Annotated in this window: 10 protein-coding genes; 8 read left to right on the top strand and 2 right to left on the bottom strand. The window is 64.5% G+C overall.

Annotated features, from left to right (window positions below):
• Positions 1–58: 58 nt before the first annotated feature.
• From DY468_RS12970 to DY468_RS12940, 7 genes are all read left to right on the top strand, one after another.
• Positions 59–1417, top strand: a complete 1359-nt coding sequence (locus DY468_RS12970) for an aromatic ring-hydroxylating dioxygenase subunit alpha (protein WP_164605219.1) — start codon at positions 59–61, stop codon at positions 1415–1417.
• Positions 1418–1448: 31 nt separating this feature from the next.
• Positions 1449–2879 carry a glutamine synthetase family protein gene (locus DY468_RS12965; protein ID WP_164605218.1) on the top strand — a complete coding sequence of 477 codons (1431 nt, stop codon included), beginning with the start codon at positions 1449–1451 and terminating at the stop codon, positions 2877–2879.
• A 45-nt stretch (positions 2880–2924) separates the two neighbouring features.
• Positions 2925–4097 carry an ABC transporter substrate-binding protein gene (locus DY468_RS12960; protein WP_164605217.1) on the top strand — a complete coding sequence of 391 codons (1173 nt, stop codon included), beginning with the start codon at positions 2925–2927 and terminating at the stop codon, positions 4095–4097.
• Positions 4098–4471: 374 nt separating this feature from the next.
• Positions 4472–5338 carry a branched-chain amino acid ABC transporter permease gene (locus DY468_RS12955; RefSeq protein WP_164605216.1) on the top strand — a complete coding sequence of 289 codons (867 nt, stop codon included), beginning with the start codon at positions 4472–4474 and terminating at the stop codon, positions 5336–5338.
• 1 nt (position 5339) lies between these two features.
• Positions 5340–6338, top strand: a complete 999-nt coding sequence (locus tag DY468_RS12950; protein WP_164605215.1) for a branched-chain amino acid ABC transporter permease — start codon at positions 5340–5342, stop codon at positions 6336–6338.
• The gene (locus DY468_RS12945; RefSeq protein ID WP_164605214.1) at positions 6335–7099 is read left to right on the top strand and encodes an ABC transporter ATP-binding protein; all 765 of its coding nucleotides are present in this window, start codon (positions 6335–6337) and stop codon (positions 7097–7099) included. Before DY468_RS12950 ends, DY468_RS12945 begins: the two co-directional genes overlap by 4 nt.
• Positions 7080–7793: an ABC transporter ATP-binding protein gene (locus DY468_RS12940; RefSeq protein ID WP_164605213.1), complete on the top strand. Its 714-nt coding sequence runs from the start codon at positions 7080–7082 to the stop codon at positions 7791–7793. The genes DY468_RS12945 and DY468_RS12940 overlap by 20 nt, the downstream gene beginning before the upstream one ends.
• Positions 7794–7814: 21 nt before the next feature.
• Here DY468_RS12940 and DY468_RS12935 read toward each other — a convergent pair whose 3' ends face one another.
• On the bottom strand, positions 7815–10352 hold the full coding sequence (locus DY468_RS12935; protein ID WP_164605212.1) for an HWE histidine kinase domain-containing protein: 2538 nt from the start codon (positions 10350–10352) through the stop codon (positions 7815–7817).
• Between the two features lie 261 nt (positions 10353–10613).
• On the opposite strand from DY468_RS12935, the gene DY468_RS12930 reads away from it, so the two are divergent.
• Positions 10614–11354, top strand: coding sequence for a Crp/Fnr family transcriptional regulator (locus DY468_RS12930; RefSeq protein WP_164605211.1), 741 nt, complete (start codon positions 10614–10616; stop codon positions 11352–11354).
• Positions 11355–11366: 12 nt separating this feature from the next.
• Here DY468_RS12930 and DY468_RS12925 read toward each other — a convergent pair whose 3' ends face one another.
• Positions 11367–12098 (bottom strand): Crp/Fnr family transcriptional regulator, encoded by a 732-nt coding sequence (locus DY468_RS12925; RefSeq protein WP_164605210.1) that lies wholly within the window; start codon positions 12096–12098, stop codon positions 11367–11369.
• Positions 12099–12105: the final 7 nt, after the last annotated feature.

The raw sequence follows: 12105 nt of genomic DNA, 5'->3' as shown, positions 1-12105 counted from the left end.
TCGACCGCGCGCTCATAAGAAGGCAGCCGGTCGAGGCTGCGCGAAGGAGGCCAACGCCATGATGAGCCAGGAACAGAATGATCTGATCACCCGGGTCGGACCGGGGACGCCGTGCGGCAAGCTGATGCGCGCCTATTGGCAACCGGCGGCGCTGGTCGACGAGCTGGAGGGCGAGCGGCCGATCAAGCCGGTGCGACTGCTCGGCGAAGACTTCGTGCTGTTCAAGGACGAGACCGGCCGCTACGGCCTGATCGATCGCGACTGCCCGCATCGCGGCGCCGATCTCGCGTTCGGGCGGCTGGAGAACGGCGGTCTGCGCTGTGCCTTCCACGGATGGCTGTTCGACGTCGACGGCAACTGCCTCGACACCCCCGCCGAGCCGGCCGGCTCGCCGCTGTGCAAGAACATCAAGCAGCGCGCGTTTCCGGTGGTGGCCAAGGGCGGCATCCTGTGGGCCTATCTCGGCGCGGGCGAGCCGCCGGCGTTTCCGGAGATCGATTGCTTCATCGCGCCCGACACCCATGTGTTCGCGTTCAAGGGCTTGATGGAGTGCAACTGGCTGCAGGCGCTGGAGGTCGGCATCGATCCGGCGCACGCCTCGTTCCTGCATCGCTTCTTCGAGGATGAGGACACCTCGCAGGCCTACGGCAAGCAATTCCGCGGCGCATCCGCCGGTAGCGATCTGCCGATGACCAAGGTGCTGCGCGAATACGATCGTCCGATCATCAATGTCGAGCACACCGAATACGGCCTGCGGCTGATCGCGCTGCGCGAGATCGACGAAGAGCGCACCCACGTCCGCGTCACCAATCAGCTGTTCCCGCACGGCTTCGTCATCCCGATGAGCACCGAGATGACGATCACGCAGTGGCACGTCCCGGTCGACGACACCCACTGTTACTGGTACGCGATCTTCACCAGCTACGCCGCGCCGGTCGACAAGGTGAAGATGCGCGATCAGCGCCTCGAACTCTACGAGCTGCCGGACTACAAGTCGCGCAAGAACAAGACCAACGATTACGGCTTCGATCCGCACGAGCAGGCGACCGCGACCTACACCGGCATGGGGCTGGACATCAACGTGCACGACCAGTGGGCGGTGGAGTCGATGGGCGCGATCCAGGATCGCACCCGCGAGCATCTCGGCCAAAGCGACAAGGCGATCATCCAGTATCGCCGGCTGCTGCGGCAGGAGATCGAAAAGGCCGCCTCCGGCGCCAAGCCGCTGCTGGCGCTCGACGAGGCCGCCGCCCGCGCGATCCAGGGGCCGGCCACGATGGACGGCATCGGCCCGAGCCGCGGCTGGGAGACCTATTGGATGGAGGTCGACGTCAAGCGTCGCCGCGGCGCGCCCTGGGCTGCGCCGGTGCCGTCCGAGATTGCGGCGAAGGTGCCGCATCTGACGGCAGCGGAATGAGACGGCGCGGCAACGGATCGAGGATCGAACGTTGAGTCTGGTTGAGAAATACGGCCTCTGGTCCGACGAGCAGATCGAAGCGGCGGCGCGGGTACGGCGGATCGCCGAGGAGCAGGGGCTCGAGACCATCCGGTTCTCGTTCCCCGACCAGCACGGCATCTTGCGTGGCAAGACGTTGATCACCGCCGAGGCACTGAATTGCCTCGACAGCGGTGCTTCGATCACCACCACGATGCTGTGCAAGGACACCTCGCACCGCACCGTGTTTCCGGTGTTCAAGGCCGGCGGCGGCTTCGGCATCAAGGAGATGGAAGGCGGCGCCGACGCCATCATGCTGCCTGACCCGACCACCTTCCGCGTCCTGCCCTGGGCGCCGAAGACCGGCTGGGTGCTGTGCGATCTGTATTTCGGCAATGGTCAGCCGGTGCCGTTCGCAACGCGCGGCCTCTACCGATCGGTGCTGAAGCAGCTCGCCGACCGCGGCTACGACTACATGGCCGGGCTCGAGGTCGAATTCCACGTCTTCAAGCTCGACGACGTGATGATGTCGCCGGAGCACGCCGGCCAGCCCGGTGAGCCGCCGGCCGTCAGCCTGCTGTCGCACGGCTATCAGTATCTCACCGAGCAGCGCTACGATCAGATCGAGCCGGTGCTCGACCTGATCCGGCACGACGTGATGGCGCTCGGCCTGCCGCTGCGCTCGATGGAAGTCGAGTTCGGGCCGAGCCAGTGCGAGTTCACCTTCCAGCCGACCGTCGGGCTGATGCCGGCCGACCTGATGGTGCTGTTCCGCAGCGCCGTGAAGCAGATCTGCCGGCGCCACGGCTATCACGCCACCTTCATGTGCCGGCCGAAGATTCCCAACGTGGTGTCGTCCGGCTGGCACCTGCATCAGTCGCTGGTGTCGCGTACCGACGGCAGCAACGCCTTCGTGTCGCAGACCGAGGTGCTGTCCGATCTCGGCAGGCACTATCTCGCCGGTCTGTTGCATCACGCCCGCGCCGCGACGGTGTTCACCACGCCGACGATCAACGGCTACAAGCGCTATCGCTCGTATTCGCTGGCGCCGGATCGCGCGATCTGGGGCCGTGACAATCGCGGCGTGATGATCCGCGTGCTCGGTGGGCCGGGCGATCGCGCCACCCGGATGGAAAACCGGGTCGGCGAGCCGGCTGCCAATCCGTATCTGTATATGGCCTCGCAGATCCTGTCTGGCCTCGACGGCGTCGATCGCAAGCTCGATCCCGGCCCGTCGGCGGACACGCCTTACGAGACCCAAGCCGACCTATTGCCGAAATCGCTGCGCGAGGCGATCTTCGCGCTGCGCGACGATCCGTTCTTCCGAACCACGATGGGCGACGGGTTCATCGACTACTACACCTTCATCAAGAATGCCGAGATCGAGCGTTTCCAGGCGGAAGTCACCGAATGGGAGCAGCGCGAATATTTCGAGATGTTCTAGCGGTCAGCGGCACCAATTTCGTCAGCCAGAGGAGAGGAAGCACACATGAAGGGACTTCGAACGGTCTGCGCGGCAGCTGCCTTGTCGTTCGTCGCGGCAGGCGCCCACGCCGACACCATCAAGGTCGGCGTAATCGGCACCATGTCGGGGCCGTATGCGCTGTTCGGCCAGAACTTCAAGATGGGCATCGACGCCTGGGTCGCCGAACACGGCAACAAGGTCGGCGGCCACACCGTCGAGTTCGTCTATCGCGACGAGGTCTCGCCTAATCCGGCGCAGTCGAAGGCGCTGGCGCAGGAACTGATCGTCAAGGAGAAGGTGCAGTACATCGCCGGCCTGTATTTCACGCCGAATGCGATGGCGGTGGCGCCGCTGCTGCAGGAAGCCAAGGTGCCGATGGTGGTGCTGAACGCGGCGACCTCCTCGATCACCGAGAAGAGCCCCTACATCGTCCGTACCTCGTTCACGATGTTCCAGAACACCGTGCCGGCCGCGAAGGTCGCCAAGCAGAAGGGCGCCAAGAAGGTCGCGATCGCGGTCAGCGATTACGGTCCGGGCATCGACGCCGAAGCGGCGTTCAAAAAGACCTTCGAGGCAGAGGGCGGCAGCGTCGTCGAAGCGATCCGGATGCCGCTGTCCACTACCGACTTCGGTCCGATCATGCAGCGCATCAAGAATTCGGGCGCCGACATGATCTTCACCTTCCTGCCGGCCGGCCCGCCGACGCTCGGCTTCGTCAAGGCCTATATCGACAACGGCCTCAAGGCGGACGGCGTGAAGCTGATGTCGACCGGCGACGTCGTCACCGAGCCTGACCTGCCGAACATCGGCGATTCCGGCATCGGGATTCTGTCGACCTATCACTACGCGGTGTCGCACGACTCGCCCGAGAACAAGGCGTTCCTGGCCCAGCTCGAAAAGGGCGGTGCCAAGCTCGGCGACATCACCATGACGTCGGTCGCGGCCTATGACGGCGCTCGCCTGATCTACAAGATGATCGAGGCGACCGGCGGCAAGCAGGATCCCGACAAGGCGATCAAGGCGGTCGAGGGCATGAAGTGGACCAGCCCGCGCGGACCGGTGTCGATCGATCCGACCACCCGCCACATCACCCAGAACGTCTATCTGCGGGAAGTGGTGAAGCAGGACGGCAAGCTGATCAACAAGGAGATCGAGACCTTCAAGGATCAGCCCGACTGGGGACTGGTTAAGCAGTAAGCCGAAACTTTGGGCCCTTCGCGCTTGGTTCGTGACTTGGCGCGGAGGGCTGTTGTCGACTAGATCGGTTCAGTTCGTCGTAGAATCAGGCTGGCTGTCGGGATGGTCGCCGCGACCACCACCTTATGGTGAGGAGGCGCGAAGCGCCGTCTCGAACCATGGGCCGCAAGGAACGCGTGGCCCCATCCTTCGAGACGCCCGGCTACGGCGGGCTCCTCAGGATGAGGACACAGTGCAATGTGGAATGGGCGACAGCGCCTCTATCAATCGGTGAGGCGCTCTAGCAAAGCGGCGTGAAGTCGAGTCGGGAGTGAGGTTGTGAGGGCTGAATTGAATCGAACCAGATCGGTGGCGTCCGCGTGGGCGGCTCTGTGATGCAGACGATTCTCGGAATCCTCCCCGACGCTCTCGCCTACGGCATGGTGCTGTTCACGATCTCGATCGGTCTGTCGATCATGATGGGCCTGATGCGGGTGGTCAATCTCGCACACGGCGCGTTTGCGATGATCGGCGGCTACTTTGCCTCGTTCGCGCTTACCTCGCTCGGTGTGTCCTACCCGATCGCGATTCTGATCGCGGTGATCGGCGCGGTCGTGATTTCGGTGCCGTTCGAATTTCTGCTGTATCGGCGGATCTATCGTCGCTCCGACGAACTGACCCAGATCCTGCTGACGATCGGCATCACCTTCTTCATCGTCGGCGTGGCGAACTACATCTTCGGCCCGACCTCGAAGCCGATCCCGCTGCCGGAGATGCTGAAGGGGCCGTTCGATCTCGGCTTCCGGATGATCCCGGCGCACCGGCTGTTCGTGATCGGCTGCGGCGTCGTCACCGCGGTGGCGCTGTGGCTGATGATCGAGAAAACCGAATTCGGCGTCCGGCTGCGCGCGGCGGTCGACAATGGCGATATGGCCGAGGCGCTCGGCATCCGCACCCAGATCGTCTATTCGGCGACCTTCGCGCTCGCGGTCGGCCTCGCGGCATTCGGCGGCGTGGTCGGCGCCGAGCTGCTCCCGGTCGAGCCGTTCTACGCGCTGCGCTATATGGTGACGTTCCTGGTCGTGGTCTCGGTCGGCGGCGCCGGCTCGGTCACCGGTGCGATGGCGGCGTCGCTGCTGCTCGGCCTCGCCGACACCACGGGCAAGTATCTGGCGCCGGAATACGGCGAGTTCTTCTTCTATGTCGCGGTGATCGTGATCGTCTACATTTTCCCCCACGGTCTGTTCGGAAAGGCGCACTAAGATGGCGACCTTGTCCGTCACCGCTGCACCGTCGGCCTGGGCCGGTCTCCGCAACGATCTGATCGCCGCCGCGGTGATCGCCGTGCTCGGCGCGATCGGCTGGTTCGTGTATCCGGACGATCTGGCGTTCCTGACCCGCGTGATCGGGCTCGCCTTCCTGGTGATCTCGCTCGATCTCGTCACCGGCTATTGCGGTGTCGCGACGCTCGGCCATGCGGCGCTGTTCGGCGTCGGCGCCTATGCGGCCGGCAATTTCTGTCTGGCCGGCGTCACCGATCCGATCCTGATGCTGCTGATCGGTGCGCTTGCCGGCATGGCCACCGGGCTGGTCTCGGGCCTGCTGGTGACGCGCTTCCGCGGTCTGCCGCAACTAGTGCTGTCGATCGCGTTCGGTCAGCTCGTCGCCGCGCTCGCCAACAAGCTGTCGTCGATCACCGGCGGCAGCGACGGCCTGGCCGGCATCTCGGCGAGCCCGGTGTTCGGCATCTTCAATTTCGACATGTTCGGCCGCACCGGCTACGTATTCTCGGTGATCGTGCTGTTGATCACCATGGTCGTGCTGCTGCGGTTCGCGCGCTCGCCGTTCGCGCTGATGTGCCGTGCCATCAAGGACGACACGCTGCGGACGCGGATGATCGGCGTCTCGGTCTATCCGCGACTGGTGGTGATGTATTGCGTGGCCGGCGCGGTCGCCGGTCTCGGCGGCGCTCTGACCGCTATCAACACCGGTGTGATCGGGCTCGACAGCGTCAGCTTCGAACGTTCGGCCGAAGCCCTGATCATGCTGATCCTCGGCGGCGCCGGCAATCTGTGGGGCGCGTTGATCGGCGCCATCCTGTTCGAGCTCTTTCATCACTACGTCTCGGCCGCCAGTCCGTTCCACTGGATGATCCTGGTCGGCGTGCTGCTGATCGTGGTGGTGCTGTTCTTCCCCAAGGGGCTGGTCAACGAGGTGACCCGGCGGATCGGCGATTTCCGGCAGGCGAGGGCGGCGCGATGACGACCTTGCTCGAAGTCCAGCACCTGTCGAAATCGTTCGGTGGCCTGCGCGTCACCGACGACGTCTCGTTCACGCTGGCGAGTGGCGACCGGGTCGCGCTGATCGGGCCGAACGGCGCCGGCAAGACCACGCTGGTCAATCAGCTCTCCGGAGATCTGGCGCCGTCGGACGGCCGCATCCTGCTGGCCGGTGAGGACGTCACCAAAGCGCCGATCCCGGAGCGCGTCCGCGGCGGATTGGTGCGCACCTTCCAGGTGACGCGCCTGTTCACCAGCCTTACGGTCGCCGAGAATGTCGCGCTGGCGGTGATGCAGCGCCGGGGTCTGACCAGGCGGATGTTCTCTTCGGTCCTGGACAGATCCGACGTCCGCGACGAGTGGCAGGGCGTACTCAGTCTGCTCGGCATCGGTCATCTGGCGGCGACGCCGGTGACCAAGCTGGCTTACGGTCAGCAGCGGCTGCTCGATCTGGCGATAGGCCTCGCCATGAAGCCGCGAGTGCTGGTGCTCGACGAGCCCGCCGCCGGCGTGCCGCACGACGAGTCGCCGCGGATTCTCGAAGCGATCGGGCGGATGTCGCCGGAGATCGCGATCCTGATGATCGAGCACGACATGGATCTGGTGTTCAAATTCGCAAAGCGTGTGCTGGTGCTGGCGAACGGCGCACTGATCTTCGAAGGCACCCCCGCCGAGGTGAAGGAAAACGACGCCGTCCGTGCGGCCTATCTGGGAAACTATGCCGATGCCCGCCGCGCGTCTTGACGTCGAAGGCCTCAGCGCCGGCTACGGCTCGGTGAGCATTCTGAGCGACATCAGCTTTTCGGTGCCGGCCGGCGGGCGACTGACGGTGCTCGGCCGCAATGGCGTCGGTAAGACGACGCTGCTGGCGACGCTGATGGGGCTGACCACCCACCAGGGCGGCTCGGTGCGTCTCGGCGAGCGCGACGTCACTGGGCTCAAGACCTTCGCCCGTGCCGCCGCCGGGCTCGGCTACGTGCCGCAGACCCGCGACATCTTCCGCTCGCTCACGGTCGAAGAGAATCTGTTCACCGGCCTCAAAGGCCGGCCGCGAAGCGAACTCGAGCCTGTGTATGCAATGTTCCCGCGGCTCGCCGAGCGGCGCAACCATGGCGGCATGCAGCTCTCGGGCGGCGAGCAGCAGATGCTGTCGCTGGCGCGGACGCTGCTCGGCAGACCCAGCGTGCTGCTGCTCGACGAGCCGCTCGAAGGCCTCGCGCCGGTGATCTGCGATCAGTTGATGGAGACCATCGTCAAGCTCGCGCAATCCGGCGAGATGACCGTGGTGCTGGTCGAACAGCAGATCGAGCGCGCGCTCGATTTTGCCGACGAGGTGCTGGTGGTCGAGCGCGGCCGGATCGTCTGGCGCGGATTGGCGTCGGACTTCAGAGCGGACCGCGAATTGGCGGACCGGCTGCTCGGGGTCGGCATCGGCTGAGTTCGCGCGGTGGAGCGCTCGTCAGTCGCTGGCGTCGAGGACCGCCGACAGCGCGACCCGGAGCGAGTCGATCGAATACGGCTTGCGCACGATCGGCAGCTCGCGCAAATCGGTCGGGATCATTGCGGTGTCGCCGTAGCCGGTGGCGAAAATGAACGGAATGCCCCGCGCCGCGAGTTCGGCCGCAACCGGCAGTGAATTGCCGCTGCCGAGATTGACGTCGAGGATCGCCAGCGTCGGCGGCGCTTGCGCAATCGCCAGCAGGGCCTCCTCCACCGACGACGCCGAGATCACCGATTTGGCGCCCATCGCTTGAAGCATTTCTTCCGCGTCGAGGGCGATCACCAACTGATCCTCGACCAGCAGGATCGAGGCCGCCGAGATGTCGAACTCGCCGCCACCGATCGATCGGTCTCTGGCCGGCGGCGCCGACTGGCGCTGCTGCGTCTGCGCGACGAACCTGCTGGGGATGCACAGTTTGGCCACTAAACCATCGGGGGCATAGTCGACCTCGCTCGTTCCACCGAGATCGAACGGAATGCTCCGGCTCAACAACACCGTGCCGAAGCCTTGCCGGCTCGGCGCGCGGACCGGTGGGCCGCCGCTCTCCGTCCACTCGATCTCGCATCGACCGTCGTCGCGCACGGTCCAGACGACCCCGAGCCGTCCGGACCTGCGCGACAAACCACCGTACTTCGCCGCGTTGGTGGCCAGCTCGTGCAGCACCAGGGCCAGAACCGAATAGGCACGCGCGTCGAGGCCGATGTCGGGACCGTCGAGGGTGATTTGTTCTGCCGGGTAGGGCGACAACTCGGCCCGGATCAGATCCTGCAGAGCGCCGCCGCCGTCGGAGCGAACCACCTGATCATGGGCGAACGACAGCGCCATGATTCGACCGCGCAACGCGGCTGCGAATTCTTCGAGAGAGCGACCATCGTCGACCGGCTGATTCACCAGCGACTTGATCAGCGCCAGGATGTTCTTGACGCGGTGGTTCAGTTCCTCGTTCAACACCCGTTGCCGGACCTCCGCCTTCTTGCGTTCGGCGGAGAGAACTTCGCTTTGGCGCAGCAGCACCTCGCGCAGCCCGACCTGGACGGTCGCGGCGTTTTGGCGATCGTCGTCGTTCCAAGGGACCGATTGCTTTTCGACCTGCTCTTTCCAAATCGCGAAGCTCTTGCGCGGGGTGAGCCGATCGCCCAGCGGACCGGTGTCGTAGGTCTTGTTCGGATCGCCCGCCCAGTCCAACGTCTGCACTTGCTCCTTGCGAAAGAACATCAGGTAGTCGCGCGCGGTCTGAGAGAGCGGAATCGCCAGCATCCCGGCGGCGGCGCCGGCATAGTCCGACGCCGCGACGATGCGATCCGACAGGGCATGCGTAGCGACGATGTCGGTGCTGTCGCGCTCGGCGAGGAATTGCAGGATGGCCGGCAGCGCTGCGGGCGGCGGAGTCGAGCCGCGCGCGGTCCAGACGCCGTTCATCCAGAGTCCGGCGCCGTCGCAGGGGATCAGTTGAGACATCCGCTCGAGGTTATCGCGCAGGAAATCATCGACGGCCGCGTCGAACGACATGCCGCTCATCAGTCCGTCGAGAGTCCGCCGGGTATGAAGCGATGTCTGAAATCGGCGTTGATGATGGACGGCGGTGAAATGCAACGAGAAGAAATCCGCGAACATCTCGGCGGCGACGCGCTGTGCCATCGGCACCGTGCGTGATTCGTAGTGATGGCAAGCGACCAATCCCCACAGCGCGCCGTCCATGATGATCGACAGCGACATCGACGCTTTGACGCCCATGTTGCGCAGATACTCGAGGTGGATCGGCGATACGCTGCGCAGGTGCGCATAGGATAGATCGAGCGCAGCACCGGAGGCATCGCGCTCCGGCACGATGGGGCTGCTGCTGTCGCGGGAATCCGAAATGACCCGGATTGCGTTCTTCAAGTAGAGCTGACGCGCCTGCTGCGGAATGTCGGAGGCGGGGAAGTGCTGACCGAGAAAGCTCTCGAGGTCGGCTCGCTTGGCTTCGCCGATCACCTTTCCTGAACCGTCGGCGGCGAACCGGTAGATCATCACCCGATGATAGCCGAGCATCGCCTGCAGGTAGCGTGGGACGCGCGCCATCATCTCGTCGAGCGACTGCAGCTCTTTGGTGCGTGCGATGATCTGCCGGGTCAACCGCAGCGGGTTGTCCGCTTCATCGGCTGCCGCCGGTTCGAACTCGATGATCGATGTGCCGTCGTGTCGGTGCAGCGACACGTCGAAGGTGCGCCCGGTCGCGCTGTCGTGCCAGCCGAAGATCAAGGCGGGGCGCTTCGGATCTACAGCCTGGGCGAGTGCGTTGCGCAGCGCGTGCGCGTCGTCCTCGTGGAAGTAGCCGGCGAGCGGTTCATCTGTCCGCGGCGTCTCGCGGCCGAGTATGGCGCCGGCATTCTGCGACGCCCGGGTGATGCGGACCGCCTGAGCGTCGCATGCGAGCAGGCAGCCGTGCGGCTGAATTCGTCCAGGAATGTGGATCGGCTCGCGATCGCAGGAGGTGAGATCCACTTCATTGGCCATGATGTGGTCCACGTTGAGCCCGAGCGCCACGAGCGTGCATCCGCTCTCGCTTCCGCGCCCGCGGGCGGGAAAAAGGCGTGCTTGTCGAAGGAGTTGAAGCGCAGAGCACCAAATAGAAGCCTATGCGGTGAGCGGAGGAAGCAGCCGTCCGTTAGGCTTGGGCCGGAGACACGCATCATCGGGTGTCTCACTGGGACGCTGGAACCAACTTAGCGATCTTGCATTGATTGTTCCGTTCACTAGTGGACACAGGAACAGCCGATGCTTGAATCTTTGGAGCGACCCAATAACAATTTATTGCGAGCTTTGAACTCGCACGATTACGAGCTGATCCGTCCGCATGTGCGATTTGAGACAAAGGTCGCGGAAGAACTTCTGTACCGCCCGGGAGACCATGTCGGCAGTGCTTACTTTCCGTGCGGTCCGAGCCTGGTCTCGTATGAAGTGACCGACGGCGACGGCCGTAACGTCGAGACCATCCTGGTGGGGCGGGAAGGGGCGGTCGGCGGCATCGTCAGCTCGGGATTTCTGCCGGCTTATTGCCTGATCGTCGTCAAGTTCGACGGCCCGTTCGTCCGGCTGCCGATCATCAACATTCAGTCCGCCAAGGATCGTTCGCCGAGCTTCAAGAACCTGTTCGCGCGATACGCCGATTGCCTGATGGCGCAGATATTCCAATCGACTGCTTGTAACGCGATCCACTCGATCGAACAGCGGACGGCCAAATGGATCGCCGCGGCGATGGATCGGACCGGCGACAACCTGGTGCCGCTCACCCACGAGCAGCTCGCGGCGATGTTGGGGGTCGGGCGCAGCTACACCAGTCGCGTGCTGCAAGCGTTTCGTCAGGAAGGAATTCTTACTACCCGGCGAGGCGCACTGATCGTCGACGACGCGGACAAGTTGCGGTTGCGCGCCTGCCGCTGCAACTCGGCGGTGAAGGATCATTTCGACGTCGTGCTGCGCGGCGTCTACCCCGAACCGGACGACGCCGCAGCCTAGCTCGAATGAGCTTCAGCGGAGCGGCGGGCGCTTGAGATGCAGATAGCCGGGATCGAACTCGCCGATCTTCGCCAATCCCTGCCAGTTGCGGATGGTCAGAACGCCGTGACGAAAATCCATCGTCTTGGAGGCACGCAGCACCGAGATCGTCCGATTGACCGTCGCGATCGCCATCCCGAGCGTATCGCCGAGCTGGGACAGGCCGATCGGTAGCTGCATCGCATTGCCGTCGGTCAGCTTCGATACCTCGGCGCGGTAGAACAGCTCGCAGAACAGGTGCGCCATCCGGGCTCGCATTGTCCGCGCGCTGTTGTTGGTGATCGCTTCGCGGAAGATCGCCGCGTCGACCAGGGTCTCGCGCCAGATCGCGGTGCCGAGGCCGGGACGGGTCTCGAACATCCGCAAGATCTCCCGATGCGGGATCGTGGCGGCGGTCGCCGGACCGATCGCGCAGATCGAATGATCCATCCGTTCGAGGAACATGCCTTGCGAGTCGGGCAGATCGCCGACCATGTGAAACGACAGAAACTGACGACGGCCGTTCTGCTGCAAATGATACCTGCCAACCATGCCCTCGACGACCAGCGCAGCGCCCTTCGGCGATTCGCCCTGCTGGACGAGGTCTTCGTTGCTATCGAGTTGACGCAAGCTGTAGCTGAGGTTCCGAATCGCCGTCAGATCCTCGGTGGACAAGCGGGAATGCTCCCGCAGCTTATCGATCAAGACGCGGTGGACGTCCTTCATCGGGCTT

The organism is Rhodopseudomonas sp. BR0M22 (assembly GCF_010907035.1).
Classification (GTDB): domain Bacteria; phylum Pseudomonadota; class Alphaproteobacteria; order Rhizobiales; family Xanthobacteraceae; genus Rhodopseudomonas.
This window is presented reverse-complemented; position numbering and strand designations above follow the sequence as displayed.